This is a genomic window from Virgibacillus sp. L01 (assembly GCF_052246775.1).
Lineage (GTDB): Bacteria > Bacillota > Bacilli > Bacillales > Amphibacillaceae > Lentibacillus.
This window is the reverse complement of the sequence record NZ_JBQQCP010000003.1, coordinates 321,323-347,921: the sequence shown is the minus strand read 5'-3', so window position 1 is coordinate 347,921 and position 26,599 is coordinate 321,323. Positions and strand designations below refer to the sequence as shown.

Sequence of the window (26,599 nt, the reverse complement as noted above, 5' to 3'; positions counted from 1 at the left end):
AAAATCTAGTGTAAAATTGATTTGGGACATCATAAATTCCTCCTCTACATTATTTTCGTGGTTGAAAACATTGTAACATGAGGACTTATGGTGTCCTTTCTTTTTACACAATTATATAGACTTAATCAAAGCAACAGCTGAAGATCCCGCAGGAAGCGTTTTTTGCTTCCGAGGAAGCTGAAGCGTTGCCCGCGGAAAGCTAAATGTATTTCCGAAGCGGTGTCATAGCACTCAAGTATCTTTCAGCACAATGTCGCATTTTATATCTTATAGGTACGAAAAACTTTTATCAATGTTGTCAAGGCAACAAGTAAAAACGTTCTGAGATTTCAAAATAGCTGTTAGAGCTTTCGCTATAAATCCGAAAGTTGAGTAATCTTAGACTTAGTTTTCTATTAGTAATTTTAAAATGATATGGTAAACTATAACTAATTCTTGGAAATGAAAGGACTAAATTTATGGCACAAGAGGTAACATTAATTGCAACAGCTGCTATGGGACTTGAGTCTTTAGTAGCAAAAGAAGTAAAACAGCTCGGCTATGAAGTAGAAGTTGAAAACGGTAAAGTTGTATTTCAAGCACCAGTGTCTGCAATTCCTAGGTGTAACTTATGGTTACGAACAGGGGATCGTGTGAAACTGAAGGTAGGTGTTTTTAAGGCATCTACATTCGATGAATTATTTGAGTCAACAAAGGCGCTTCCATGGGAACAATTTATTATGGAAGATGGTAAGTTTCCTGTTTCAGGTAAATCTGTAAAATCAACATTATATAGTGTTCCAGACTGCCAGGCTATCGTTAAAAAAGCAATAGCTGAACGATTAAAATTAAAATATGGTATAGCTTCAACAATGCCGGAAACTGGTTCATTATACAAAGTAGAAGTAGCGATTTTTAAGGATGAAGCAATACTAACATTAGATACATCAGGGGCCGGCTTACATAAAAGAGGATATCGTGTTGGACAAGGTGAAGCTCCAATTAAGGAAACAATGGGTGCAGCACTCTTAAAACTGACGAATTGGAAACCTGAGCAGCCTTTAATAGATCCCTTTTGCGGATCTGGTACAATCCCGATTGAAGCAGCATTAATCGGCCAAAATATTGCTCCTGGGTTTAATCGTGAATTCGCTTCTGAAAACTGGCCATTCGTCAAAGACCAGTATTGGGAGGAAGCTTTTCAAGAGGCTGAAGATAATGCAAACTATGATCAAAAATTGGATATCACAGGATCGGATATTGACCATAAAATGATCAAAGTTGCGAATGACAATGCTAAAGAAGCTGGATTAGGTGATTTAATTTCATGGAAACAAATGCAAGTTAAGGATTTATTTTTACGAAAAGAGAATGGGTATATCGTAGGTAATCCGCCATATGGTCAACGTATCGGAGATCAGGAAGGCGCTGCAAAGATATATCAGGATTTGGGCAATGTAATGAAAGAGTATCCAACTTGGAGTGTATATATTTTAACTGCGTATGAAGCATTCGAAAAAGAATATGGACAAAAGGCTACTAAAAAGCGGAAACTATTCAACGGATTCATCCAAACAAACTATTATCAATACTTTGGCAAGAGATAGAGGAGGAATTCAATTTGGATAATATTAAGCAAGCTGAAAAGGACTTCAAAGAATTATTAAATGAACTAGATGTTTATCGTGAAGCAATCACCCTAACACAATGGGATATGCGTACCAAAATTCCTAAGAAGGGAGTAGAGCAACGTTCGGAAGTAGTTGGTTTTTTATCTGAGAAAGTACATCAACTTGAAACATCAGAAAAAATGAAATATTTTATTGATCTTATAAAAGACAGTACTGAAGATGAAATTATCAGGAAGACTGTGAAAGAATGCGAAGAGATATATGAACGAAATCGTAAAATACCCAATGATGAATTCAAGGAATATGTGATGCTTCAGTCTAAATCAGAGTCCGTTTGGCAGGAAGCACGTCAAACAGATAATTTCTCCTTATTCCAGCCTTATTTGGAGAAGTTAGTCGCATATAATCAGAGGTTTGCAGCGTATTGGGGTTATGAAGATAATATCTATGATGCTTTATTACATAATTATGAACCAGGCGTCACAACTGCAACGCTTGATAAAGTATTCCCTGAAGTTAGAAAGTCCCTATCTTCATTATTGAACAAAATTAACAAAAGCAGCAGAAAGCCAGATCCATCAGTTTTAATGGGTCATTTTCCTAAAAAAGATCAGGAAGATTTTACAATTAGGGTATTGGAGCAAATGGGGTATGATTTTTCTTCAGGACGCCTTGATGAAACCGTACATCCATTTGCTATCGCACTTAATGTTAATGATGTACGTATTACGACTCGTTATGATGAAGGAGACTTTCGGTCAGCTGTTTTTGGTACAATTCACGAAGGCGGACATGCATTGTACGAGCAAAATATTAGCAAGAAATTAGCCAAAACACCGTTAGCCACCGGAACATCTATGGGTATTCATGAATCACAGTCACTGTTTTGGGAAAACTTTGTCGGAAGAAATAAGGCTTTTTGGGAGAGTAATTACGAGTTATTTCAGTCATATGCACCAAGCCATTTCCAGCAGCTTCCACTGGGTGAATTTTACCGTGCGGTCAACGAAGTGAAACCATCATTCATTCGAATTGAGGCAGATGAGTTAACTTATTCGCTTCATATTATGATACGGTATGAATTAGAAAAAGCACTAATTAACGACGAAATTAGGGTTAGTGATCTACCACATCTCTGGAACGAAAAAATGGAGGATTACCTTGGAATAAAACCACCAACTGACAGAGAGGGCGTCTTACAGGATATTCATTGGTCAGGAGGAGATTTCGGTTATTTCCCTTCTTATGCATTAGGTTATATGTATGCAGCGCAGTTTCATAACACAATGAAGACTAAATTAAATGTAGATGACTTAATTCGAAATAACCAGTTCGATCAAATACGCAACTGGCTGACAGAAAACGTTCATCAGTATGGAAAAATGAAAAAACCTCTTGAAATAATTGAGGATGTAACAAAAGAAAAATTAAATCCGGATTACCTCGTGGATTATTTAACGAAGAAGTACAGCAAAATTTATAAACTTTAGTATGCAAAAAAACAGGGGGGAGAACCCTGTTTTTTGTTTTAGCCGTTAAGAAAGCATTCCATTCTTATTCCGTAATTGTAACTATTGCTTCGCGATAAGCCATTTTTTCTTCTAATCAGTTATTTCCAATCGGCCAACCAAACGGTGGTGATCCTGGGGGTGAATGCTGTATAATTTCTATAAACGGAATGGTATATGCAAATAGAATCAACGCTATTGTTAATCCTATCCAAAGTTTCCAGTTTTCAAGGAAGTTTGGTGTAGGCTCTGCATCTGGTTCTTCTTCTGCAATAGGAAACTCTTCTATTCCTTTTGGTGCAAAGAATGCTAATTTAATAAATATATACACCATCAATATGATTCCTATAAATAGAATCGATCCACCGATAGCCTGTGAGTACTGATAACCAATCAACTCTGACGCCTGTTCGGTACCGCCATATGTTGAATAAGCTGATCGACGTGGTGCCCCGAATAAACCAGCAATATGCATTGAACCAGACATAATGGTCATACCAATTGTCCATATAATTGTTTGAATTAAACCTAATTTATTGATATCAGCAGTAAGTTTTCTTCCAGTTAAAGCTGGAATCAGCCAATAAGAGATACCAAAAAAGGTTAAAATTACAGTCGTTGCAACAGTCAAGTGAAAGTGGCCTGTTACCCAAATTGTATTGTGTACAACTGCATTTAGCTGGTGCGAAGCGTTAATGATACCGCCTGTCCCAGCGGGAATAAATGCAAGCATACCTACCATTGGTGCAAAGAATCTTACGTCTTTCCATGGCAAATGTTTTACCCAGCCAAATATACCTTGAAATCCTTTTTTACGTCCGGTAATTTCAAACATTGCAAACATGGAAAATGCGGTTAACAAAGAAGGGATTATAACCATAAATGTTAATACAACTTGAATAAACTTCCACATCGGATCAATCCCGGGTTCGGTTAACTGATGGTGAAAGCCTACCGGAATGGAAAACATTAAAAATAGAACAAAGGCTAGACGAGCTAATGAATCACTAAATATTTTCCCACCAATAATTTTAGGGATTATAGCGTACCAAGCCATATATGCCGGAAGTAACCAGAAATAAACTAACGGATGTCCAAAATACCAAAATAATGTTCTGCTTACTAAGATATTTATCGTGTCAGCATAACCAAGTGACCAAGGAATAAACTGAATCAATACTGTAGATGCTACACCTAATGTTGCAATAAACCATAGCAACATATTTATAACAACCATAAATGCTAATAGAGGTGACTTTTCATGTTTATGATTTTTTCTCCATAAGAACATTTGCCTGAAATTAGCAAAGCAAGCAAACCAACTTCCGATGATTACTAATGCCAACCCAATATAAAAGGCTGGATGTGCCTTTAATGGAGCGTAAAAAGTATAAAGTACACTTGCTTTGCCTAATAAAATTGTAATTGAAGCCATAACAGTACCGACTAGCATGATCCAAAAGCCAACCCAGGATATCTTCCGCTGTTTAACGGTTAGTCCAATTGTTTTATTAATTAAAGCATACTGGAATCCAATAATAAAAAACGTTGTTAAGACAAGCCCTAATATAACGCCGTGAACGGTTAAGACTTGGTAATAGTCTATTCCCCACGGAAGTGTAAAGGTGCCGGAACGAACCAAAGTTTGGAGTAGCCCCATCAGCCCCCCTACAAGAAGAGCAATAAAAGCTACATAAATATAGGCCATAGATAATTTCGTTTCCTGATTAGATAAACCTAATTTTTCACTAATCATCATTCATACACCTCCACGGTAGCGTACATCAAATGATGTCCTGTCCCGCAATATTCATTACAAACTAAAGTATATTCACCAGGTTTTTCCATTACTGTTTCATAACTGCTGACATAACCGGGTTCAACCATCATATTTACATTTGTTCCAGCAAGTTCAAACCCATGAACAACATCTTTTGACGTTACATGGAACAAAACAGTTGATCCCTTAGGTACTCTGATAGATTTAACCTGAGTTCCATCCTCATCAACACTTAAATCATAATTAAATGCTGAAGCAACAACATTAAGAATATATTTCTTATCATCTACTTTAGTTAAACCAAGATTTTCCTGTTTAAATGCGTCGTTTGCTTCAATATTTTGCGGATCAATTGTTGTCATCTGGCTTTGTGGATGTGTTCCTTTATAAAATGCACCGATACCTATAACAAGAAGGAATACCACAAGTGATCCAACCCCAAACATTAGCCAAATCTTTTCGTATTTGTGTAAATGCATGAAAAACATCTCCCTATCAATCTTTTTTATCTGATAACAAAAAGAGCATATACACCAAACCAACTAGCCAAAATAAATAGTCCAAGCATCATAACCAAAATGAATGTTCCTTTTAGGTTTGGACTTTCTTTTTTATTAGCTTTATCGTCCTTTTGATGATGTAGACTCGTCAAATTACTCACTCCTTTTTAAAAAGATTATGTTTCCATCTTTATGATACACCTATAAATAATGAAAATAATTTAATTACACGATAATTCATAAATTGTTCAATAACAGCTGAAATCCAATATTTTAAAGGGATTAGAAGCAATATATCTATTGAGGTTATGAATAATTTGTGAAGAAACTGTTATATTTTTGTGTAAATGAAACAAACTAACCTAAAAAGGTGAGTCCATGTCGTTTATATGTTCAGTTGGATTAGGTATTCCTGCAAATGAATTATCTCAGCCTTCAGTTAAAAATCTGGTCAGGGACATTTTTACATACTCTGAAAAACAATTATCCAGATTATTACCTGTTTTTGACCATGCAATGATTAATAAAAGACAGTTTGTAGTGGGAGAGCATTGGTTTAAAGAAGAACATTCATTTCAGGAAAAAAATAATTTATATCATACAAGTGCTATAACTTATTCATTACAGGCAATGGATGCGTGTCTAACTAATAAAGAATTTCTGGAACAAGATATCCCATATGAAGCTATTGATTTAATTATTTTTGTATCCAGTACTGGAATTGCCACTCCGTCGTTAGATACATATTTAATGAATGAACGGCCAATCCGGGAAGATGTTTCTCGGATGCCATTATGGGGACTGGGGTGTGCCGGTGGGGCAATAGGAGTTTCCCGGGCCGATGACTGGCTTACAGCTCATCCTGAAAAAACTGCGCTTATTGTATCATGCGAGCTATGCAGTCTAACATTTCAAAAAGACGATAATCAAAAAAGCAACTTAATTGGTACAGCTCTGTTTGGAGATGGAGTGAGTGCTGCGTTATTAGTTGGTGATTGCTCAGCCTATTTATCATATGTTAAGAAAGTAAAGCCAAAAATTAAACGTACGAGCTCAGCTACTATGAAGAACAGCAATTCTGTTATGGGATGGAATATTACCAATGATGGATTAGAAGTCGTTTTCTCAAAAAGTATTCCAGCACTTGTGCAGACATTTTGGAGGAAGCATATTTTATCATTTTTGCAAGATAATATGATAGACAAAAACGAAATACATTCAATTATTGCACATCCTGGAGGTAAAAAGGTATTAGAATCTATGGAAGATGTGCTAAATGTTCCACAAGAAAAGTTTAAACATTCTTATCGTGTTCTTGAAAACCATGGAAATATGTCTTCAGCAACCGTTTTTTATGTACTCAATGAATGGTTAAAAGAAGAGGTTCCAAAACAAGAAAAAAGTATATTATCAGCCTTAGGACCAGGATTTAGCTCAGAATTACTAATATTGGAGTGGAACGAAAGATGACAACATGGATGTTGCTATTTATCATTGCAGTTATCGTACAAAGATTGGTAGAGCTTAACATTGCCAAGCGTAATGAAAGGTGGATGAAGGATAGAGGGGGTATTGAAAAAGGTGTGAAGCACTATAAATGGTTTATATGGCTTCATAGCATCTTTTTTCTGTCGATGGTTTTTGAAGCAGTTTTGAATGAAAGCAGTATCGGAATTAATTATCCTTTAATTACAATATTTTTATTAACACAACTAGGAAGGTTGTGGTGTATTCATACTTTAGGGAAGTTCTGGAATACAAAAGTTATTGTCCTGCCAGGGGTATCGGTGATTAAAAAAGGGCCATATAAATACGTGAAACATCCAAACTATATTATTGTTGCTATAGAATTATTTGTAATTCCCTTTCTTGTCGGAGCATATTTGACTGCATTTGTATTTCCACTCTTGCATGTTCTTCTATTAACCATAAGAATTCCACGTGAAGAAAAAGCATTAACGAAAGCGACCTTATAATAAAAGAGGATAGCATATCTGCTATCCTCTTAAGCTTATTTTTTATGCATGTTTTTAGCAATATACATAAATGGTGTATCGATTAGTGCTACTGCAAATTTAATTATATATGTGGTAAAGAAAATTTCCAACCAAACAGAGGTTGGATATTCACCATAAAATGCAATAGTACAGAAAACAGCAGTATCGAGGAGCTGACTGATAACTGTACTGCCATTATTACGGATCCATAAACTTTTTTCTGAAGGAAACAATTTACGTAATTTGTCATAAATAAAAACATCGAAATATTGACTAATAGCGTAAGCAGCCAGACTTCCAGCAGCAATACGTGGAATCATTCCAAAAATTGTTGCAAGTGATCCATGGGCAATATCGTCTGACCCAGGTTCAAATACAAGAACAATCTGCATCATAATTGTCATCGCAATTAGAGTTGAGAATCCCAGCCACACAGCTTTCTTTGCATCTTTCTTGCCATACTTTTCATTTAAAATATCTGTTGCAAGGTATGCTGTTCCATAAATAATATTTCCCAATGTTGCAGTTAACCCAAATAGCTCAACTGTTTCCAGAACCTGGATATTTGCAATAACAGTTGCCATGCCTATCCAGGCAAAAAGGCCCATTTTCCCAAATAACCGGTAAAATAACAATAATAATGAGAAGTTAACAAGTGCAAACAATATCCAAATTATTTCATTTGGCATCATATTGAATTCCTCCTTAGTTTTGATAACGCGGGAGTTTGCGAACCGCGATTAGACGACAAAATTTATTATACGTATTTAGAGTTTGAGAAGCAAGGGTGAAAAAAATAAAGTGTATCGACATATTTAAATATTACTTTTTCAACTTTCGTAACGTAAAATGAATGCATAAACCTTGCATAATGGTACTGAAAACTTTGCTTATCGCCAAGCCTTAATAGTGAAAGGCTTAGCTGCACTTATGCAGTAATAAAGGATTTAGACTTTTTTAAATACCAAAAAGAGCGGTAATCTTTATCAGATTACCGCTCTATATATTGTTGAGTTATTTTTTAGTTACATTTGCAGCTTGTGGGCCACGTTCGCCTTCTACAATTTCAAAAGAAACTTCTTGACCTTCTTCTAATGTTTTGAAGCCTTCTTCTTGGATAGCAGAATAATGTACGAATACATCATTTCCTTCTTCCAATTGAATAAAACCATAACCTTTTTCTGCGTTGAACCATTTTACTACTCCGTTTTCCATGTAAATAAATCCTCCTAAAAGCTTTCACGTAAAACGTGTTAATACAAAGCAGATAAATGAATATTAAAAAAGACACCCTTTTATAGAAGGTAGGATCACTAGTACATCCACTTCTATAGAAGCTGCCTGTCGTTAATGATTCCATACATCTTCTTTGCTTATATCTAATATAGCCCATTTCAGTCCGTCCGTCAAGGAGATAGGTGTAATAAGAGTCATTTTTTTATAACAAATTAACCAAATAATACTAATGTAAACGTTTTAAATATCTTCAAAAGTAATGTGAAAAAAATGATAAATGCGTTACACTATATATAATGTGAGGAGGAATATAAATGAAGACAGATATAGAGATAGCTCAGCAAGCTGAACTAAAGCCAATTGAAGAAATTGCTACAGGACTGGATTTGTCTGCTGAAGACTGGGAACCATACGGTCATACAAAAGCAAAGCTGTCTGATTCTTTATTAGACAAACTAAGAGACAAACCAGAAGGTAAGATCATACTGGTAACATCAATTAATCCAACACCTGCTGGGGAAGGGAAATCCACTGTTACAGTTGGGTTAGGACAAGCACTTACAAAATTAAATAAAAAAGGGATTATTGCATTGCGAGAACCTTCACTGGGACCAGTTATGGGAATGAAGGGTGGAGCAGCAGGCGGGGGATATTCGCAGGTGTTGCCAATGGAAGATATTAATTTACATTTCACTGGTGATTTACATGCAATAACAAGTGCAAATAATGCATTGTCAGCCATGATTGATAACCACATACATCGAGGGAATGACTTAAACATAGACCCTCGTCGAATCGAATGGAAACGTGTTATGGACATGAATGATCGAGTACTGCGTCAGATCGTTGTCGGATTAGGAGGACCTTTGCGCGGCGTTCCAAGAGAAGATGGATTTAACATTACGGTTGCCTCAGAAATAATGGCTATATTGTGTTTAGCAACAGGTATTGAAGACCTGAAAGAAAGAGTCTCGAAAATAGTTGTTGGCTATACATATGATGAAGAGCCTGTAACAGTTAAAGACTTAAAAATAGAAGGCGCTATTACACTGTTACTAAAAGATGCCATAAAGCCAAATATGGTCCAAACAATTGAAAATACACCAGCAATTATTCATGGAGGTCCTTTTGCTAATATTGCACATGGATGCAATAGCATAATGGCAACCAAAACTGCGGCTAAACTAGGGGATTATGTTGTAACAGAAGCAGGATTTGGAGCAGACCTTGGTGCCGAAAAGTTCCTTGATATTAAATCACGTGCTGGCAATTTTGATACCGATGCGGTCGTGATTGTGGCAACAGTTCGTGCGCTAAAAATGCATGGAGGTGTTGCAAAAGACAATCTGACTGTCGAAAACATGGAGGCACTAAAGGCAGGAATGGAAAATTTAAAAAAACATATAGAAACCATTGAAGAATTTGGGCTACCCTTCGTCGTTGCTATTAATAAATTTCCAACAGACACACAAAACGAGGTTGACTTTATTCAAACCTGGTGTGAATTCAGAAACATTGACGTTGCACTAAGTGATGTCTGGGCGAATGGCGGAACAGGTGGCATTGAACTTGCTGAAAAAGTTATTGAAAAGGCTGATTCTCCTGAAAGGAATTTCAAACGTATTTATGAATTAGATGAACCGTTAGAAACAAAGATTAGAAAGATTGCAACAACTGTTTACGGCGCTGATGATATTGAATTGTCTCAGAAAGCCAGAAAGCAGCTGGCGTTTTATGAAAAACAGGGGTGGGGAAATCTTCCGGTATGTATAGCTAAAACACAATATTCTTTATCTGATGATCCTTCCTTGGTAGGGAGACCTAAAGGATTTACTGTTATGATAAGAGAGCTGAGGCCATCGATTGGAGCAGGTTTTATTGTTGTATTAACAGGTGATATGATGACAATGCCTGGTTTGCCAAAAGAACCAGCTGCGCTGAAAATGGATGTCGCTGAAGATGGTAAAATCGTGGGATTATTTTAATGCATTATACTGAGAAATTAGATGCTATTCGGCACTATATATACAACATGTTTTCTAATGACTCTACTGGCCATGATTACTATCATATGGAACGAGTAGCTAGAATGGCAAGAACCATTGCAGAGCAAGAAGGGGCAAATCGATTTATAGCGGAAGCTGCAGCATGGATACATGATGTCGGTGACCGAAAGTTATTTTCAGATAGTGCAAATGAAATAAATAAATTAAATGAATTTTTACTGACAATAAATTGTACTCCAGATCAATTAAACCAGATTAAGGCGGCGGCTAGAGATGTATCGTTCAGTAAAGGGAGAATTCCTATGACACAGGAAGGTAAAATTGTTCAGGATGCAGACCGATTGGATGCAATAGGAGCCATTGGCATTGCACGAACTTTTGCATATGGTGGTTCAAAGGAACAGCTGATATGGGACAATAACTCTAAAGACAATACGTCTGTTCAACATTTTTATGACAAATTGTTAAAACTCAAGGATTTAATGAACACATCTAGTGCAAGAGAAATTGCCAAAGAACGACATAGCTTTATGGAAAATTATTTGGATCAATTTTTTCATGAATGGTAATTTGGCCAAGAAAAAATAAAAGTCGAGCAGATAAGTTCTACTCGACTTTCTATTACTAGAAAACTAACTGTCATTCACAACTGTTTCTTTTTTTACCCTGCCACTATCCAAAAGCCAATTATGCTGAAATATTTCTGTCACAGCCAGTAGAGCACCGGTCAAAATAGCCCCCAGAAAAGTTACTTCCGTATCTGCAAATAACATCGCTCCAAAGTAGACTATTACTGTTGATGCAACAAAATCCATGAATGTACTTAACCAGTTAGTTTCTTCGCGTAGCATGATTCTCTCCATAAAGTATCCGACAAAGGCTAACACAACCCCCAATATAATTGGCTGATACCAGTATCCAAAGTCCACATTCGGAAAAATCCATGCAGCTAAAAACAAGCCAATTGGACATACAAGCAACTTTACAACTAATCCAGTCATAAATATCCCACCTTTACGGTTTAATACAGATAGTATTAATAGTAAAGGCAAAAACTATTCAGTTCGGCAAAACAAGTATTATTTAACTCTCCTTGCACCTAAATATCTTTGATCCCAATACGAAGTACTTAACTTACTTATCTCTACACCACGTGATTCTCCAGCATGAATAAATTTTCCATCACCAATATATATTCCCATGTGCGAAGGTCCTGGTTTATACGTCTCAAAAAAGACCAGATTTCCAACAGAGGGACTATCAACATGTTGGGTGAAATTCCATGCATCACTCACAGTTCGAGGCATGACAATGTTTTGCGTTTGAAAAATATATTGAATAAACCCACTACAATCAAAGCCTCCAGGTGATTCACCACCCCAAACATATGGTGTGCCGATTTGCGCATATGCTGCATCAATTGCCCCTGAAAAATTTGCACTTGTAACTTCGGCCTTTTTTGTCTCTTGTGTCTTCTCCTTTACTTCCTGTTTAGCCTTTTGTTCGATGTTCTGTTCATTTTCCTCGTCTTTTTCGTACAATGCTGTTAGTGACGATTCTGTTACTTGTTCTGACTCATCAATCAGTTCTAGCCCGTGTTTATCTTCTGCAATTTTTAATGCTTTTTTAGTAAGTGGACCATATATTCCATCTATTTCTCCCTCATAATAACCGAAGTATTGTAAAGCATGTTGGGCAATCTTTACATCTTTACTTTGCATCCCTGGATAGATAGATTCAGACATTTCGTTAATTTGTGCCATATACTTTTGCTTTTCTTTATTAATAATAGTAGTTAAGGTTTTTATATCTGCTTGACCGTTAATTGTTATGTTATTGTCTGCCTGAAACTTTTTCAATGCATGTTCAGTTAAAACTGTAAAGTCACCGTTAATTTCATCATCATAGTAGGATAATTTGTTTAATTTATGTTGTAGAACACGCACTGATTCCCCATGCTCTCCATATTGTAACTGGTCCGCTTCTAGTAACTGCTTATTTTGATGGATAGGATATGCACTAACATAGAAAGCAAACGGCTGACTTAACACGTAGCTGTATAGAACAGATTGTTTAACTACATGTTCCATAGTACCATTCAGCATACAAATATCCCCTTTCTTGGCAGTTTAGTAAGTATAAATACTCTTACTGCATAAGTGGAACTAAGGCATACGCCATAAAAAATTGGCAAATAACCCACGTTTCCTAATGTGACTCTTCCTAACAGATTTATGTCGATTTAATGTTGAATATGCCCCAGCCAGTTTACGTTTGTGTTACAATAAATTAAATTATAATGATGTGAAATCATAATTATATTATGATTGATATATGGAGGGTTATAAATGCTGAAAGGTGAACAAGCATACTTGGATATGTGCAAATATGTTCTGGAAAATGGTACTAAAAAGGAAGATCGGACAAATACCGGTACATATTCAATTTTCGGTCATCAAATGCGTTTTGATTTAAATGAGGGTTTCCCGCTTCTGACGACAAAGAAGGTTCCATTTCGTTTAATTTCCAGTGAATTGTTGTGGTTTATTAAAGGGGATACGAATATTCGTTATTTACTCGAAAACAATAATAATATTTGGAATGAATGGGCTTTTAAAAAATGGATAGAGAGCAGTGATTACGAGGGACCTGATATGACTGACTTTGGAAACCGTATTCAGGAGGATCCTCAATTTAATATTATTTATCAGGAACAAATGAAGAATTTTAAAGAAAAGATATTGAATAACGATGATTTTGCAAATAATTTTGGTGACTTAGGCTCCGTGTATGGGAAACAATGGCGTGATTGGAAAACATCCCAAAACGACACAATTGACCAATTAAAGGAAGTAATAGAATCCATTCGCAACAAACCGGATTCAAGAAGACATATTGTATCTGCTTGGAATCCTGAAGATGTTCCGAATATGGCCTTACCGCCTTGTCATACACTGTTTCAATTTTACGTAGCTGATGGTAAACTTTCATGTCAGCTTTATCAGCGTAGTGCAGATATATTTTTAGGCGTGCCATTCAACATTGCCAGTTATGCCTTATTAACCCATTTAATTGCGTATGAATGTAACCTTGAAGTAGGAGAGTTTGTACACACATTAGGTGATGCTCATATTTATGCAAACCATGTGGAACAAATAAAAACGCAGCTTGGCCGCGATTTAAGACCATTACCAAAACTTAAAATCAATAAAGAAAAGAGCTCTATTTTTGACTTTGAACTGTCCGATTTTGAATTAACCGATTATAATCCACATCCTGCAATTAAAGCACCTATCGCAGTCTAGAATTTAAAGGGGGCAACTAGTATATGATATCATTACTCGTAGCTATGGATAGCAATCAAACAATTGGCGCAGAGAACGATTTACCATGGCGTTTGCCAAATGATTTGAAGTTTTTTAAGGAAAAGTCCACCGGAAACACAATTATTATGGGACGAAAAACATATGAATCAATGGGCAGACCGTTACCAAATCGCAAAAATGTGGTGATTACACGGCAACAAATTGATTTTCCGGATGAAGTTGATGTCATCGATAATGTAGAGATAATAAGGGAATGGAACAAAGAAAACCCAGAGCAGGAATTTTTCGTTATTGGAGGAGGCGTTATCTTTGAGCAAATACTGCCATATGCAGACCGTATGTATATTACCTGGATTGAAGAGCCGTTCAAAGGGGATACATATTTCCCTGAATTTTCCCAGCAAGAATGGAATTTAACTTCTAAGGTAAAAGGGGAAAAGAACGAAAAAAACCCTTATGATTATTATTTTCTGCAATATGATCGTAAACGATAGGCAGTGATATTTATGAACATTTCTGGTGTTGTCCTTTCAGGTGGTAAATCATCTCGAATGGGGACTAATAAATCTCTCTTAACATTGGATGGTAAGCCAGTCATTGAACATATTACAAATGAACTTCAGTTAATGAGTGATACAGTTTCCATAATCACAAACATGCCGTCATCATTTGATTTTCTTAATCTCGGTTTGTATAAAGACAGGTATCTGGATTCAGGTCCACTTGCTGGTTTAGAATCAGCTATATATCATATTGATGCTGATGTATATATCTGCTCAGCTTGCGATACACCATTTGTACATGAAGATGTCTATGATTACTTATTACACTCGTTAGGTGATTTTGATGCTGTGATTCCAATTTATAAAGAAAAAATGCATCCTCTGTCAGGAATTTATACTAGTAATATTCTACCTGAAGTACAGCAGTTATTAGCGAATAACCAACTAAAAGTAAGGAAATTATTTGACCGGATAAATGTTAAATATGTTCAAGATTTCGGCAATATTCCAGAACACATTTTGACAAGGCATTTTTTTAATATGAACTATCCAAATCAATATGAAGAGGCAAAACAGAATCTCTTTAGTGAATGCCAGGTTTTTAAAAGTTGTTAAACTGCCAAAATTCATGTTAAACTATATACGTTTACATAAACTATGTCTATTATGTGTATTTTTCGTTTTTGGATATACGTCATTGTCCAAATGCATTATAATATAATCAATCATACAAAGAAGGTGTTACAATGTTATCAAGTATAGGATTTCCAGGACTTATTCTGATTCTGATCATTTCTTTGATCATCTTCGGGCCGAAAAAATTACCCGAAATCGGCAAAGCAGCAGGTAATACGCTGCGTGAGTTCAAGAATTCAACACGTGATTTAACAAGTGATGTTTCAGATGAGGTAAAAGAAACTAAAAGCATCGTTAAAGGTGAAGAAAGTAAATAATCTTGCGGAGTGATTATGAATGATTGGAAATATCGGCATTCCTGGGTTAATTTTAATTCTTGTGATTGCTTTAATCGTTTTTGGGCCATCAAAATTACCTGAAATCGGTAAAGCTGTTGGAAGTTCTTTGAAGGAATTCAAAAATGCAACAAAAGATATTGTGTCAGATGATGATTCCAGTAAAAATGATAAATCATCAAAAAAATAATTAACTTGTTGAAGGTGTAGGGGAAAGTACCTTACATCTTCTTTTGCGCTTGAGTGCTGGGGAGTGAAGTAATGTCTGAAGAACAGCAATTTGAGAATGAAAAAGAAATGAATCTGGTAGGACATTTATCAGAATTAAGAAATAGGCTTATTGTTACAGCAGTTTTTTTCATTATTTTATTTGTTATCGGTTTTATGTATGTTGAGGACATGTATAATTTTTTTACAAAAAGTCTTGATTTCACCTTAAATATTACAGGAATGACCGATATTGTTTCGGTTTATATTACACTGGCAGGTTTGGTGGCTATCATTGGTACATTACCCTTGCTTTGTTTACAAATTTGGCTGTTTATCAGACCAGGTTTAACTAAATCTGAACAAAGAGCATCATTATTATACATACCAGCTATTTTCTTATTGTTTATAGTCGGTTTAACTTTTGGGTATGTTATTTTCGTTAATTTAATTGTACCTTTTTTATTATCTTTAAATAATGGTATGTTTAATGAAATATTTACGTACGATAGATATTTCAAACTATTATTTCGTATAGTCATACCTTTTGCACTTTTATTTGAAATTCCGGTTATATCAATGTTCCTTACAAGTCTGGGGATTCTTACGCCTGCATTTATGCGTAAAACAAGAAAATATGCGTATCTTATCCTTGTTATAGTGGGAGCAATTATTACCCCGCCAGATTTTGTTTTGCAAATCGTAGTGGCGGTACCTTTAATCGTTTTATATGAAATCAGTATTTATCTATCTGGAATTGTCTATCGAAAAAAAATTAAAAAGCATCAGGAGTTTATGGAGAATAATGAGGTGTAAACTATGCGATCATTCTATCATTATATGATGACACATCGGGGGAAGAAAATAGCTGACGATGAGAGTCGACTTGCTGATTGGATTTTTTACGATCATGATTTCCCAAAGCATTCAATAGATTATGATGAGATCAGCAATTATTTGGAATGGAACAGTCCCTTTGCCAACGCTCTATCTGTGTTCGATCAATTATGGGATATTTATACAACAAAAAACATTGATTAGGCTGGGATATGGCTAAAATCTTTCAATTTAAAGACGAATAATAACAGGATAGAATGTTTAGAAGATTTGGATCTAATACGTAGTTGATATATACTGCGAACTAACTGCTAGAATAATTTCTATAAACTCTCACGCGCCATCCGGGATCGCTCCGGGCGGATGCTTTCCGCGGGCAACGCTTCAGCTTCCTCGGAAGCCAAAACCGCTTCCTGCGGGATCTTCAGCTGTTGCTTTCCCGCAGGATTCACCGCCCTCCGCTCACCCGGACTAGTGTAGTGCTGTCACATAATTATTCTATAGCGATTCCTACTCGAGTCAACAGCGAAGGAAATACACGTAGACTCCTGTGGGAGCTGAGGCCTAAGATGAGACTCTACGCAGCGACGTAGGAGCAAGGAGGCTCATCAGCCGCCCACGGAAAGCGTAGTGTATTTCCGAAGCGGTATCATAGCACTCAACCATTTTTCCGTGTTAGTTCGCAGTATATATCTAATCGGTAACATTAGAAATCTAGACATTCGTTAAAGGGAAGCGTATTTTGCTTTTTTTAGAATCCCTTATACTCTGGAGTGCAAGCCTTTTGGTGAATACTTAGTTGCACTTATGCAGTAAGAAAGTAGTCATACTTTTATATGAGAAAACCTCTCTAATTTGATTACAAATTCATTTTCATGATAGAGGGTGGCTGCGCATGCATGCTGTAGCCATGGTGGTTTCTTAACTGCAAAATAAATCCGAACTAACTCGAATTCTATTTTAAGAATTTTGAAGCCTAGTTCGGATTTTACGTTGACTAAATACTTTTGTCTCCGCCTCTTATCTAATCATAATGGATAATATATCATTAAATGGTATCGTTACATGAGTAGAATCAGTTGATTGCAATATTATATGATTCGTTTGGCTGTCTAATTTAATAATTACTCCAATATGGTCAAAGACCGTGCCATCTGAATAAATGGATACTGAAACCGTTGATCCTAATTCAAAGGCTTCCAGTATTTGAGCGTTAAGCATCTCTATTTCTTGTGAATCTAGGACAGGTTTTGTCATTCGGTAATCATCCTGCCACATATCCTGAAGCAGTTTAACGTGTTCCGGAAGCATCAATGAAGCCCACTTAATGGTACCTCGATCTTTTGACATTGTAATCACCTCACACTCATTATATGCAAACATATGTTCTTGTTCAACTAAAAGTATCTGATTAATGATAAACTTAACATACGAGGGGGGAAGGAAAATGAAAATACTACATACAGCGGATTGGCATCTAGGAAAAATTGTAAATAGTGTTCACATGACAGAGGAGCAGGATTATGTGCTCCAGCAATTAGTGGAGGTTATCGATACAGAAAAGCCCGATGTCATAATAATTGCTGGTGATCTGTATGATCGTGCAGTACCACCGAAAGAAGCAGTTGAATTATTAAATAGGATTCTTACTAAAATTATCCGTGATTTTAAAATACCCATACTTGCAATAGCAGGGAATCATGATAGTCCGGATCGTCTTGAATTCGGAAATCAGTTATTCCGTTCACAACAACTGTATATTGAATCAAAATTAACAACTGCACTAGAACCAATTGTTATCCAGGATAAATCGGGTCCAGTAAATTTTCATTTAATTCCATACTTAGAACCAGCAGAAGTTCGGGCTTTTTTTGATGATGAGGCCATCTATTCTCACCAATCAGCAATGGAAGCAATTGTAAATAGAATCGAGCAAGAAAACGATATGAATGAAAGACATGTCTTTATTGGACACGCATTTTTAGCTGGGGGAATGGAGTCAGAATCGGAAGAACGATTGTCAATGGTTGGTGGAAGTCCTTATATCGACACAACGTTGTTCCATAATTTTTCATACGTAGCTTTAGGACATTTACATCAGGCACAACGTGTAATGAATGAAACAATCAGATATAGTGGATCTATTTTAAAGTATTCATTTTCTGAAGCTAAACACAAAAAGTCAATAACAATGGTTGATCTTGATAATAATGGAGAAGTCGAGTTATCCCTTATCCCACTTGTCCCTAAGCACGACATGAATGTAATAGAAGGATATTTTGATCAATTGATTAATAATCCAATCAAAAAAAGTAACGATTATTTGCATATACGTTTATTGGACGAGGGGCAGATTATTGATCCAATGAATAAACTGCGAAAAGTATATCCTAATATATTGCGTCTTGAACGTGTAATGCGGACATCAAAAAAAGGCTTACTTGATTTAGAGCAAATTCGAAAAAAACAAACACAATCACATACGGAGTTATTTGCCTCATTTTATGAAGAGATTAAAGGCGAAGCAATATCTGAAACGAGCAAACAGCAAGTAGAAAAAATTGTGACATCAATACTGGAAAAAGAAAGAAGGGAATAGTGTGCGCGCGATATCACTTAGTCTTACCGCTTTTGGACCATATTGGAATAAACAGGTGATTAATTTTAATGAACTTGGCGGAGAGTCAGTATTTTTAATAACTGGCCCAACCGGTGCAGGTAAAACAACGATATTTGATGCGATTTGTTTTGCACTTTACGGTCGTGCCAGTGGTTCTGATCGTGATCAGGACACACTCAGGAGCCATTTTGCAGGTATTGATGAACCAACAGAAGTGAAATTTCGATTTATTCTAAATCAAAAAGAATACGAAGTGATCCGAAATCCGAAACAGTCCAAGAAAAAGGAACGAGGTGAAGGATACACAGATGAACCTGCAAAAGCAGTTTTATACGAAATTGTTAATGATGAAAAACATCTGATTAGTTCCCGGGTTAAAGAGGTAAGTGAGTCATTGGAAAAAAAGCTTGGCTTTGATTACGAACAATTCCGTAAAATGATTCTAATCCCACAAGGTGAATTCCGAAAATTGATATCAGAAAATAGTAAAGAACGTGAAGCTATATTACAGAAGATTTTTCACACCTATTTTTATGAACAGATCACTGAGCAGCTAAAAGAACAATCAAAAGACATAAAAGATAAAGTTAATAACCTGGATCAATTAATTCAACAGGAATTAACAAAAATTGAATGGACTGCAGTTGAACTTAATCAAACGGATACAATTGATCAGGTGATGCAAAAACTGGCGGAAGAAATAGCATCTCTTAAAGAACAGCAGGCTGAAAGCGAAAAATTGAAGGTTACCAGAACAAAAGAATTGAAAGAAGCTCAGAATAATCTGCACAAAGGAAAATTACTTGAAGAAAAGTACCGTGAAATTGATTTTCTAAAAAAGGAAAAGGATGACCTGAATCAGCGATCAGGTGAAATTGACCAAAAGAAAAAGAAATTAAAGCAAGCGATAGATGCACAAAAAATCCAGCCTTTTGAGGAACAAAGCTATGTACGTAAAAAAGAATGGCAGGAACAGCAGAAGCAATTAACCAAGCAACAGGAAAAGGTAATGAACCTGGAAAAAGAGTATGACACGATTGCTGCTCAATATAATGAAGAAGCAGAGAAGGAAAGTGATCGTGAACAACTTAAAGAAACAATCAACAAAGCCAGTGAACAGCTGCAGCAAATAAAGATTTATCAGGAAGAGGAAACTAATGCAAAAAATATAAGAAAAACAACTGATAATTTGAAGGAAGAACTTGATAAGCTGAAGGAAAAACTAACCACAACGGATAACAGAATAGAACAAATTGAAAACAAGCTAAATGATGAGCAAGAAATAACAAAAGCTTATTACTCGAAAAGCACCGAAGTGGAGAAAGCACATCAAATGGTGGATAAAATCGCCGAACTAAACAAAGAAAATAAGTACCTGCAGAAACTGCGATCGGAATATAAATCAGTCCATTCCAAGTATACTAACATACAGAAAGAAATTGAAAGATTACGGAGAAGCTATAACGAAATGGAAGCCAAGCAAAGGGAACATTATGCTGCGTTAATGGCCAAACAATTGCACGAAAATTCACCATGTCCAGTGTGCGGGTCACTTGAACACCCTCACAAGGCAAAAGCGCATGAAGAAGTAATGTTTATGGATGAACTTGATCAACTTCAGGAAAAGCTTCAGCAAAAAGAAAAAGAGTTCGCTGCATACCAAACAACATACACGGATTCTAAATCTAAAGGTCAGAGCCAAAGGGCAACCGTTAATAAACTTTTCGAAGAACTTGATGTAGAATTACAAGATCTAGAGCAGAATGAAATCGATAAAAAGTTAAGTATATGGAAAGAAAAAATTAAAGCATTAACCCTTGAACTAAACAAAATAGAAAAAGACATGGAAGAACAGAAGCAGTTAAAAGCAGAAAGAACGCTGTTAAAACAAGAAAACAAGAAATTTAAACAAACGTTTGATCAATTAACTGAAAATTTCCAGAAATCAAGTGCATCATTAGCCAAAAGCGAAGCACGTTTAGATGAAATAGCAAAATTTTTACCGCAAGACATTGACGATTTTGAAAGCTTTCAGAAGAAGATTACACGCTATAAAGAAACTTACCAGACTTGGATAACAAAATGGGAAGCAACGAAGGATAAATTTCAGAAAACACAAGAGCTATTACAACAGGGGAAAACAATTCTTGAACAGCAAAAAGAATTCGAGAAAAATACAAAAAATAATTATGACATCCAGTATAATCTTTTCGCAGAATCAGTAGAAGAAAACGGATTTAAAACAATTGAAGACTATGAAAAAAGTAAAGTGTCACCTGATTACCAGGCCCAAATAGAGCAAGACATTAAAACCTATGAAAATAAAACGGAACAAATTAATTATCGATTAAAAGAATTAGCAGATCAGACAAATGAAACAATTCGACCTGATCTGAACATGTTAGAAGAAATAGCGGAAAGAAAGCAAACAGAGCTGCAATCGATTCACGATAACCTAAACATACTGGATACAACAATCAAATACAATCAACAGATAAAAACAACTATAACTGAAAATATAAACATTCAAAAACAGCTATCCAGGGAATATTACGAAATTGGAGAACTAGCTGAGTTAGCAAATGGTAATAACCAGTTAAGACTTTCTTTTGAGCGATATGTGCTAGCATCCTTCCTAGACGAGATTTTACTTCAATCGAACATACGATTGGATAAAATGACAGAGCACCGTTACCAGCTTATTCGAAGTGGACAAGTTGCTAAACGCGGAGCACAAAGCGGATTAGACTTAGAAGTACTTGATCATCATACAGGGAGACAGCGTTCTGTTAGAACATTGTCTGGAGGTGAAGGTTTCAAGGCAGCACTATGTTTAGCACTTGGACTTGCTGACGTTGTCCAGGCACATGCAGGTGGTGTACAACTGGATACGTTATTTATCGATGAAGGATTTGGTACGTTAGACGATGTTTCATTACAGCAGGCTATTGACTGTCTAAAGGATTTACAGGATAGCAATAGATTGCTGGGGATTATCTCGCATGTACCCCACTTAAAAAGTGAAATTCATGCAAAGCTTCAAATATCTCCATCAAACCAAGGTTCCGAATTGGAATTTTCTTTTGGATAGTTGGAACGGATGCAGACTGCATTCGCATTCATTCGTCAAAAACCGCAATATATATGTAAAATTATGTAGTAACGTGCGGTTGCCCAGGAAATAATTAGGTGAAAGAATTGATATTTCATGAAATTTTCAAATGTAGGATGCCTTTATCGCTTTCATATCATTTATACTTACAATATAAGGATAAGAAAGAAGGGGATAGTATGTTTACGGCAATTGTATTTGGTATTATTCTAACAGGAACAATTGGATTTATTATTGCAGCAGAAGTAGCAGAATAACCAGATTCAAGCCCTTACCAAAATTGGTAGGGGCTTTTTTAGATAAATAATGATGACTGCCTACACCCTTTAAGAATTATTACGTACAATAATCTAGAAAATTGTTTTGAAGGGGAGGATAACATGGTATGGCCTATACAACCGCAACAACCCAGTAATCATATCTTGCAAAGTCGCGCGGGGTTCCAGGGAGGCCCACAACAATCACAGATGCAACATTTAATGCATCGTTTCCTGCCGCCGCAATATGCTCAAAATTTGTTGTCCCCAGATCGAATTGGCGGCATCACACAGAAATTAAACAATATACAGCAAGTTTTAAAGGTAGTTCAATCTACAGCCCCTATCGTACAACAATATGCTCCAATGGCTAAAAACCTTCCAATGATGTTCAAGTTGATGAAAGCACTAAACGAGGACGATGAAACGGAGAGTCAGATAGAAAGCGAAGAGAAAACAAGAGAAATAGAATCTAATAATAATGACCATAGACAGGCAAGAAATAACGAATACACCTCCAGAAGAAATGTTGGCCAGTCGACTCCAAAGTTATATATTTAACTATTCAAGGCAGACAACTTGATTTTTTTTGTTAAAAACGAAAAAATAGGGTTAAGATAACTTTGTAAACAGTGGAGGTAAAATAATGACTAATCATAGTGAATTAGCAACATTTGCAGGAGGATGTTTTTGGTGCATGGTAGAACCATTTGATGAGCGCCCGGGTATCATCAATATCGCGTCAGGTTATACAGGTGGAGATACCGAAAACCCCACATATGAACAAGTATGCTCAAACACGACTGGACATGTGGAAGCAGTCCAAATAACATTTAATCCTGAAATAATGTCATACGAAGAACTTGTTAATATCTTCTGGCAACAGATAGATCCAACTGATGCAGGTGGCCAGTTTAATGATAGAGGGGAATCTTATCAGACAGCTATTTTTTATCATAATAAGCAGCAAAAGCAAATTGCAGAACAATCAAAACAAGAATTAGATCAAAGCGGAAAGTTTTCAAAACCAGTAATCACCCCTATCATACCTGCAAAAACTTTTTATGAGGCAGAAAAAGAACACCAGGATTATTATAAGAAACAATCATTTCATTATAAATTATATAAAAAAGGTTCCGGCAGGGAAGATTTCATTAAGAGAAACTGGCAGCAAACACCAGATAAAGATAAACTAAAAGAGCAATTAAGTCCTATTCAATATAGTGTTACACAGGAAAATGCTACCGAGCGGCCTTTTGATAATGAATACTGGGATAATGAAGAAGAAGGTATTTATGTAGATATTGTATCAGGCGAAGTATTATTTTCTTCACATGATAAATTTGATGCGGCCTGCGGATGGCCAAGCTTTACCAAACCTGTTGATCCGCATCAGTTAAATGAAGAAACAGACACATCTCATGGAATGATTCGCACTGAAGTTAGAAGCAAAAATGCGGATTCACACTTAGGTCATCTCTTTGATGATGGTCCAAAAGATAAAGGTGGTATGCGTTATTGCATGAATTCAGCTGCTATGCGTTTTATCCCAAAGGAAGAAATGGATGAAAAAGGCTACAGCAATTACCTGTATCTGTTTAAATAGGTCAACAATAATCTGATTATGTATACTAACTCAATGAGGAGAGGTAGAAATGATTCACTTAAATTGGGAAGAACGCGATACAGGGAAAACAGTTGAATGCGTCCATGCAGATGCCAAAAAATTTATTGTTCATAATAAGTTAACTCCTGGGAAACAATATGAGGTAAAGAATGAAACAGAAGAGTTTTATTTTATTATGGATAATAGCAATCGTATTGGCGGATTTTATAAAAATTACTTCAAAGAATTAAAATAACAGGTTTCGACCTGTTATTTTATATTATATTTTCTATTTTAATTCATTAATGCTATAATTGATTTACTATTTAGAAATATTTTGCACTTCCATTCATTCTTCTAAAGAAGGGGTTGACTTACTTTGAAAAATTTATATTTGATTCGTCATTGTGCTGCAGATGGACAACACTCAGATTCACCACTAACAAATGAAGGCATACGACAGGCGTATTTACTTTCTGCTTTTTTTACAGAACAGAATATGAACATAGACAAAATCATCTCAAGCCCTTACTTAAGAGCAATTGAAAGTATTAAACCCTATGCTGAACAAAATAATATAGAAGTTAATGTTGATGATCGCTTAACAGAACGAATATTAAGTGAGGATCCGATAGATGACTGGATTGATGTATTAGAACATTCCTTTACAGATTTAGACTTCAATTTACCAGGCGGTGAATCAAGTAATGATGCTGTGAAACGAGCGACATCAGTAATTGAAAATATCCATTCTGATGACAATGCAACAAATGTAATTCTGGTAAGCCACGGAAACCTGATTGCATTATTACTAAATCAATATGAACCCAGTTTTGGTTTTGAGGCATGGAAAAATCTTCGAAATCCTGATGTATATCTAATTAATATTGATGACAGCAAACATTCAATAGAATGCTTATGGGGTGGTTAGTAGACCCTGGGTTACAAATATAAATTCGCTAACATAATACCCAGACTTTCCTGGTATATTTCCTCAAACTGAGCGAACGGTAGCGGGTTAACGCCACTTCCTAATTCGATTGTAAAACCTGGACGTCTAAAGTCCTGTATAAACCAATCTTTATAGCCTGCATAACTGTCTACATATCGTATTGGCTGATAACCACTGACACGAGCATACTCATTAACAATTTCCCCTGCAACTTCTGGTTCAAATCCTTCGAACCCCCAATAAATCACTTCACCTTGTGTATGAAAAGCATTAACACGCAAAAAATTTCGTTCTCTTACTAGATTGGCCATTGCAATAGCCTCTGGCTCTGAAAGTGGATAAGGCCCAGGGTAATCACGTGGTTGTGGTGAATCCGGCTTACGTGCTGCTTCTATTTCCCACAGTGCAGGATATTGATTATTCAAATCAACACCAGATATGTTTGCCTTCCAATTTGAAAAATCTTCATCCTGATTGTTAATTTCCAAAACCTCCTGCTGATGCTCACCTGCAGCAGATGAACCGTTCAAAACAAGGTTAACACCATCCGGATTCACCATTGGAACAATTGACAGTAAAGAATCATTGTATAATGGAAGCATATTAACACCACGGATAGGTTGTTTGTTTGTCAGTGATAGCGCGTAATCATTCAAGAAACGCATAATTACGGAAGTTGTTATCCATTCATTAGCATGAAAAGATCCATCTATATGAACCTGTTTACCACCATTTCCAATCTGCAGCTCCACTAAATCTTTACCCATCACGGAGTTACCGATATTTTGTCTCGAAATAAAAGGATAAATTGCCAATAAGTTATTAATATCACCTAACATTTTATCAAATGTATAATTATCAAAATCAGATATAATCAAACTGTTAACTCGCTGTGGAATTACAATTGTTTGCCCAATTTGAAGGTTTGCTGGATCAATTGACTGATTCATTAATAACAGTAAATCTACCGGAATATTGTTTTCCATTGCAATTTTCCATATTAAATCATTTCCCTTAATTTGATAGTTGGTTGGTGTGTACCCTGGCATTTCAATACTTTGTCCCACCATTAATTGATTTGCATTGAGTTGTGGATTCGAAAGTTCTATTAATATGAGTGGAATATCGAATAATTGGCTATAATACCAAAACGAATCATTTGGTCGGATGAATACTTCCATGTACATTCGCTCCTCTATTTATCGAATAATAAATAATATGTCTAACAGCCTAACTATGTGTGTAATTAGCTTGAAAGAATAGGAAAATTTCTGTAGTATTATTGTATAAATAATTATTTTGGCCTTTAATTTAAGGAGGAGTTTTACTTGGCATTTATTATTACATCACCTTGTAAAGATGAAAAATCAGGCGAATGTGTCGAAGTTTGCCCTGTTGATTGTATAGAAGAAGGAAAAGATATGTTCTTCATCGATCCGGATATATGTATTGATTGTGGAGCTTGTGAAGCAGTTTGCCCAGTGGAAGCGATTTACATGGAAGATGAAGTTCCGGAAGAGGAAAATGAATACATTGCTTTAAATCGTAAATTCTATGAAGATCAACAATAA

Annotated in this window: 30 protein-coding genes; 21 read left to right on the top strand and 9 right to left on the bottom strand. The window is 35.8% G+C overall.

The window, feature by feature from the left end; translation table 11 throughout:
- The first annotated feature begins 458 nt into the window (after nt 1-458).
- Nucleotides 459-1,586 carry a THUMP domain-containing class I SAM-dependent RNA methyltransferase gene (locus ACTWQM_RS08750; protein ID WP_443257793.1) on the top strand — a complete coding sequence of 376 codons (1,128 nt, stop codon included), beginning with the start codon at nt 459-461 and terminating at the stop codon, nt 1,584-1,586.
- Nucleotides 1,587-1,609: 23 nt separating this feature from the next.
- A complete protein-coding gene (locus tag ACTWQM_RS08745; protein WP_443257807.1) occupies nt 1,610-3,100 on the top strand; it encodes a carboxypeptidase M32 in 1,491 nt (496 codons plus the stop codon).
- A 115-nt stretch (nt 3,101-3,215) separates the two neighbouring features.
- Here ACTWQM_RS08745 and ACTWQM_RS08740 read toward each other — a convergent pair whose 3' ends face one another.
- From ACTWQM_RS08740 to ACTWQM_RS08730, 3 genes are read right to left on the bottom strand one after another with little or no spacing between them, the layout of a single operon-like run.
- A complete protein-coding gene (locus tag ACTWQM_RS08740; protein ID WP_443257806.1) occupies nt 3,216-4,874 on the bottom strand; it encodes a b(o/a)3-type cytochrome-c oxidase subunit 1 in 1,659 nt (552 codons plus the stop codon).
- A complete protein-coding gene (locus ACTWQM_RS08735; RefSeq protein ID WP_443257792.1) occupies nt 4,874-5,377 on the bottom strand; it encodes a cytochrome c oxidase subunit II in 504 nt (167 codons plus the stop codon). Before ACTWQM_RS08735 ends, ACTWQM_RS08740 begins: the two co-directional genes overlap by 1 nt.
- Nucleotides 5,378-5,403: 26 nt before the next feature.
- Nucleotides 5,404-5,550 (bottom strand): cytochrome c oxidase subunit 2A, encoded by a 147-nt coding sequence (locus ACTWQM_RS08730; RefSeq protein ID WP_443257791.1) that lies wholly within the window; start codon nt 5,548-5,550, stop codon nt 5,404-5,406.
- A 226-nt stretch (nt 5,551-5,776) separates the two neighbouring features.
- Here ACTWQM_RS08730 and ACTWQM_RS08725 point away from each other — a divergent pair, with 226 nt between their 5' ends.
- Both ACTWQM_RS08725 and ACTWQM_RS08720 read left to right on the top strand, forming a co-directional pair.
- Entirely contained in the window at nt 5,777-6,868 is a 1,092-nt protein-coding gene (locus tag ACTWQM_RS08725; protein WP_443257790.1) for a type III polyketide synthase, read from the top strand.
- Complete coding sequence (locus ACTWQM_RS08720; RefSeq protein ID WP_443257789.1) at nt 6,853-7,374, top strand: isoprenylcysteine carboxyl methyltransferase family protein; 522 nt, start codon at nt 6,853-6,855, stop codon at nt 7,372-7,374. The genes ACTWQM_RS08725 and ACTWQM_RS08720 overlap by 16 nt, the downstream gene beginning before the upstream one ends.
- A 35-nt stretch (nt 7,375-7,409) precedes the next feature.
- Here ACTWQM_RS08720 and ACTWQM_RS08715 read toward each other — a convergent pair whose 3' ends face one another.
- Nucleotides 7,410-8,084 (bottom strand): queuosine precursor transporter, encoded by a 675-nt coding sequence (locus ACTWQM_RS08715; RefSeq protein ID WP_443257805.1) that lies wholly within the window; start codon nt 8,082-8,084, stop codon nt 7,410-7,412.
- A 325-nt stretch (nt 8,085-8,409) separates the two neighbouring features.
- A complete protein-coding gene (locus tag ACTWQM_RS08710) occupies nt 8,410-8,610 on the bottom strand; it encodes a cold-shock protein (RefSeq protein WP_375053123.1) in 201 nt (66 codons plus the stop codon).
- A 335-nt stretch (nt 8,611-8,945) separates the two neighbouring features.
- On the opposite strand from ACTWQM_RS08710, the gene ACTWQM_RS08705 reads away from it, so the two are divergent.
- A complete protein-coding gene (locus tag ACTWQM_RS08705) occupies nt 8,946-10,616 on the top strand; it encodes a formate--tetrahydrofolate ligase (protein WP_443257788.1) in 1,671 nt (556 codons plus the stop codon).
- On the top strand, nt 10,616-11,206 hold the full coding sequence (locus tag ACTWQM_RS08700; RefSeq protein ID WP_443257787.1) for an HD domain-containing protein: 591 nt from the start codon (nt 10,616-10,618) through the stop codon (nt 11,204-11,206). Before ACTWQM_RS08705 ends, ACTWQM_RS08700 begins: the two co-directional genes overlap by 1 nt.
- 63 nt (nt 11,207-11,269) lie before the next feature.
- On the opposite strand, the gene ACTWQM_RS08695 is transcribed toward ACTWQM_RS08700, so the two are convergent.
- Both ACTWQM_RS08695 and ACTWQM_RS08690 read right to left on the bottom strand, forming a co-directional pair.
- Complete coding sequence (locus ACTWQM_RS08695) at nt 11,270-11,638, bottom strand: DUF2512 family protein (RefSeq protein ID WP_443257786.1); 369 nt, start codon at nt 11,636-11,638, stop codon at nt 11,270-11,272.
- Nucleotides 11,639-11,716: 78 nt separating this feature from the next.
- Nucleotides 11,717-12,742: a C40 family peptidase gene (locus tag ACTWQM_RS08690; protein ID WP_443257785.1), complete on the bottom strand. Its 1,026-nt coding sequence runs from the start codon at nt 12,740-12,742 to the stop codon at nt 11,717-11,719.
- A gap of 243 nt (nt 12,743-12,985) precedes the next feature.
- Between ACTWQM_RS08690 and ACTWQM_RS08685 the strand changes: the two genes are divergently transcribed.
- The 7 genes from ACTWQM_RS08685 (at nt 12,986) to ACTWQM_RS08655 (ending at nt 16,685) form a co-directional block, all read left to right on the top strand.
- Nucleotides 12,986-13,942 (top strand): thymidylate synthase, encoded by a 957-nt coding sequence (locus tag ACTWQM_RS08685; protein ID WP_443257784.1) that lies wholly within the window; start codon nt 12,986-12,988, stop codon nt 13,940-13,942.
- A gap of 23 nt (nt 13,943-13,965) precedes the next feature.
- Nucleotides 13,966-14,457, top strand: a complete 492-nt coding sequence (locus ACTWQM_RS08680; RefSeq protein WP_443257783.1) for a dihydrofolate reductase — start codon at nt 13,966-13,968, stop codon at nt 14,455-14,457.
- A gap of 12 nt (nt 14,458-14,469) precedes the next feature.
- Entirely contained in the window at nt 14,470-15,081 is a 612-nt protein-coding gene (gene mobA / locus ACTWQM_RS08675; protein WP_443257782.1) for a molybdenum cofactor guanylyltransferase, read from the top strand.
- Nucleotides 15,082-15,212: 131 nt separating this feature from the next.
- Nucleotides 15,213-15,419, top strand: a complete 207-nt coding sequence (locus ACTWQM_RS08670; RefSeq protein WP_443257781.1) for a twin-arginine translocase TatA/TatE family subunit — start codon at nt 15,213-15,215, stop codon at nt 15,417-15,419.
- Between the two features lie 19 nt (nt 15,420-15,438).
- Nucleotides 15,439-15,627 (top strand): twin-arginine translocase TatA/TatE family subunit, encoded by a 189-nt coding sequence (tatA, locus tag ACTWQM_RS08665; protein WP_209482220.1) that lies wholly within the window; start codon nt 15,439-15,441, stop codon nt 15,625-15,627.
- Between the two features lie 71 nt (nt 15,628-15,698).
- Nucleotides 15,699-16,460, top strand: coding sequence for a twin-arginine translocase subunit TatC (tatC, locus tag ACTWQM_RS08660; RefSeq protein ID WP_443257780.1), 762 nt, complete (start codon nt 15,699-15,701; stop codon nt 16,458-16,460).
- 3 nt (nt 16,461-16,463) lie between these two features.
- Nucleotides 16,464-16,685, top strand: coding sequence for a YozE family protein (locus tag ACTWQM_RS08655; RefSeq protein ID WP_443257779.1), 222 nt, complete (start codon nt 16,464-16,466; stop codon nt 16,683-16,685).
- An 816-nt stretch (nt 16,686-17,501) separates the two neighbouring features.
- On the opposite strand, the gene ACTWQM_RS08650 is transcribed toward ACTWQM_RS08655, so the two are convergent.
- Nucleotides 17,502-17,831: a YolD-like family protein gene (locus ACTWQM_RS08650; RefSeq protein ID WP_443257778.1), complete on the bottom strand. Its 330-nt coding sequence runs from the start codon at nt 17,829-17,831 to the stop codon at nt 17,502-17,504.
- A 97-nt stretch (nt 17,832-17,928) separates the two neighbouring features.
- Here ACTWQM_RS08650 and ACTWQM_RS08645 point away from each other — a divergent pair, with 97 nt between their 5' ends.
- The 7 genes from ACTWQM_RS08645 (at nt 17,929) to ACTWQM_RS08615 (ending at nt 25,007) form a co-directional block, all read left to right on the top strand.
- Nucleotides 17,929-19,080 carry an exonuclease SbcCD subunit D gene (locus ACTWQM_RS08645; RefSeq protein ID WP_443257777.1) on the top strand — a complete coding sequence of 384 codons (1,152 nt, stop codon included), beginning with the start codon at nt 17,929-17,931 and terminating at the stop codon, nt 19,078-19,080.
- A gap of 1 nt (nt 19,081) precedes the next feature.
- Nucleotides 19,082-22,192: an AAA family ATPase gene (locus ACTWQM_RS08640; RefSeq protein ID WP_443257776.1), complete on the top strand. Its 3,111-nt coding sequence runs from the start codon at nt 19,082-19,084 to the stop codon at nt 22,190-22,192.
- 137 nt (nt 22,193-22,329) lie between these two features.
- The gene (locus ACTWQM_RS08635; RefSeq protein ID WP_443257775.1) at nt 22,330-22,470 is read left to right on the top strand and encodes a hypothetical protein; all 141 of its coding nucleotides are present in this window, start codon (nt 22,330-22,332) and stop codon (nt 22,468-22,470) included.
- Nucleotides 22,471-22,593: 123 nt separating this feature from the next.
- A complete protein-coding gene (gene vrrA, locus ACTWQM_RS08630) occupies nt 22,594-23,031 on the top strand; it encodes a VrrA/YqfQ family protein (protein WP_443257774.1) in 438 nt (145 codons plus the stop codon).
- 85 nt (nt 23,032-23,116) lie between these two features.
- On the top strand, nt 23,117-24,076 hold the full coding sequence (gene msrB, locus ACTWQM_RS08625; protein WP_443257773.1) for a peptide-methionine (R)-S-oxide reductase MsrB: 960 nt from the start codon (nt 23,117-23,119) through the stop codon (nt 24,074-24,076).
- A gap of 49 nt (nt 24,077-24,125) precedes the next feature.
- On the top strand, nt 24,126-24,332 hold the full coding sequence (locus ACTWQM_RS08620) for a DUF6501 family protein (RefSeq protein WP_443257772.1): 207 nt from the start codon (nt 24,126-24,128) through the stop codon (nt 24,330-24,332).
- Nucleotides 24,333-24,455: 123 nt separating this feature from the next.
- The gene (locus ACTWQM_RS08615; protein WP_443257771.1) at nt 24,456-25,007 is read left to right on the top strand and encodes a histidine phosphatase family protein; all 552 of its coding nucleotides are present in this window, start codon (nt 24,456-24,458) and stop codon (nt 25,005-25,007) included.
- Between the two features lie 11 nt (nt 25,008-25,018).
- Here ACTWQM_RS08615 and ACTWQM_RS08610 read toward each other — a convergent pair whose 3' ends face one another.
- Nucleotides 25,019-26,209 carry a M14 family metallopeptidase gene (locus ACTWQM_RS08610; RefSeq protein WP_443257770.1) on the bottom strand — a complete coding sequence of 397 codons (1,191 nt, stop codon included), beginning with the start codon at nt 26,207-26,209 and terminating at the stop codon, nt 25,019-25,021.
- Nucleotides 26,210-26,356: 147 nt separating this feature from the next.
- On the opposite strand from ACTWQM_RS08610, the gene ACTWQM_RS08605 reads away from it, so the two are divergent.
- Complete coding sequence (locus tag ACTWQM_RS08605; protein ID WP_092492771.1) at nt 26,357-26,599, top strand: indolepyruvate ferredoxin oxidoreductase subunit alpha; 243 nt, start codon at nt 26,357-26,359, stop codon at nt 26,597-26,599.

Excerpts from the sequence above, each read along its gene's own strand:
- ACTWQM_RS08645 (WP_443257777.1), top strand. The coding sequence starts at position 17,929 with ATGAAAATACTACATACAGCGGATTGGCATCTAGGAAAAATTGTAAAT.
- ACTWQM_RS08700 (WP_443257787.1), top strand. The coding sequence starts at position 10,616 with ATGCATTATACTGAGAAATTAGATGCTATTCGGCACTATATATACAAC.
- ACTWQM_RS08705 (WP_443257788.1), top strand. The coding sequence starts at position 8,946 with ATGAAGACAGATATAGAGATAGCTCAGCAAGCTGAACTAAAGCCAATT.
- ACTWQM_RS08670 (WP_443257781.1), top strand. The coding sequence starts at position 15,213 with ATGTTATCAAGTATAGGATTTCCAGGACTTATTCTGATTCTGATCATT.
- ACTWQM_RS08650 (WP_443257778.1), bottom strand. The coding sequence starts at position 17,831 with ATGTCAAAAGATCGAGGTACCATTAAGTGGGCTTCATTGATGCTTCCG.
- msrB (WP_443257773.1), top strand. The coding sequence starts at position 23,117 with ATGACTAATCATAGTGAATTAGCAACATTTGCAGGAGGATGTTTTTGG.
- ACTWQM_RS08655 (WP_443257779.1), top strand. The coding sequence starts at position 16,464 with ATGCGATCATTCTATCATTATATGATGACACATCGGGGGAAGAAAATA.
- ACTWQM_RS08685 (WP_443257784.1), top strand. The coding sequence starts at position 12,986 with ATGCTGAAAGGTGAACAAGCATACTTGGATATGTGCAAATATGTTCTG.
- ACTWQM_RS08695 (WP_443257786.1), bottom strand. The coding sequence starts at position 11,638 with ATGACTGGATTAGTTGTAAAGTTGCTTGTATGTCCAATTGGCTTGTTT.
- ACTWQM_RS08690 (WP_443257785.1), bottom strand. The coding sequence starts at position 12,742 with ATGCTGAATGGTACTATGGAACATGTAGTTAAACAATCTGTTCTATAC.
- ACTWQM_RS08740 (WP_443257806.1), bottom strand. The coding sequence starts at position 4,874 with ATGATTAGTGAAAAATTAGGTTTATCTAATCAGGAAACGAAATTATCT.
- mobA (WP_443257782.1), top strand. The coding sequence starts at position 14,470 with ATGAACATTTCTGGTGTTGTCCTTTCAGGTGGTAAATCATCTCGAATG.
- vrrA (WP_443257774.1), top strand. The coding sequence starts at position 22,594 with ATGGTATGGCCTATACAACCGCAACAACCCAGTAATCATATCTTGCAA.
- tatC (WP_443257780.1), top strand. The coding sequence starts at position 15,699 with ATGTCTGAAGAACAGCAATTTGAGAATGAAAAAGAAATGAATCTGGTA.
- ACTWQM_RS08750 (WP_443257793.1), top strand. The coding sequence starts at position 459 with ATGGCACAAGAGGTAACATTAATTGCAACAGCTGCTATGGGACTTGAG.
- ACTWQM_RS08680 (WP_443257783.1), top strand. The coding sequence starts at position 13,966 with ATGATATCATTACTCGTAGCTATGGATAGCAATCAAACAATTGGCGCA.
- ACTWQM_RS08620 (WP_443257772.1), top strand. The coding sequence starts at position 24,126 with ATGATTCACTTAAATTGGGAAGAACGCGATACAGGGAAAACAGTTGAA.
- ACTWQM_RS08635 (WP_443257775.1), top strand. The coding sequence starts at position 22,330 with ATGCCTTTATCGCTTTCATATCATTTATACTTACAATATAAGGATAAG.
- ACTWQM_RS08715 (WP_443257805.1), bottom strand. The coding sequence starts at position 8,084 with ATGCCAAATGAAATAATTTGGATATTGTTTGCACTTGTTAACTTCTCA.
- ACTWQM_RS08610 (WP_443257770.1), bottom strand. The coding sequence starts at position 26,209 with ATGGAAGTATTCATCCGACCAAATGATTCGTTTTGGTATTATAGCCAA.
- ACTWQM_RS08735 (WP_443257792.1), bottom strand. The coding sequence starts at position 5,377 with ATGCATTTACACAAATACGAAAAGATTTGGCTAATGTTTGGGGTTGGA.
- ACTWQM_RS08725 (WP_443257790.1), top strand. The coding sequence starts at position 5,777 with ATGTCGTTTATATGTTCAGTTGGATTAGGTATTCCTGCAAATGAATTA.
- tatA (WP_209482220.1), top strand. The coding sequence starts at position 15,439 with ATGATTGGAAATATCGGCATTCCTGGGTTAATTTTAATTCTTGTGATT.
- ACTWQM_RS08710 (WP_375053123.1), bottom strand. The coding sequence starts at position 8,610 with ATGGAAAACGGAGTAGTAAAATGGTTCAACGCAGAAAAAGGTTATGGT.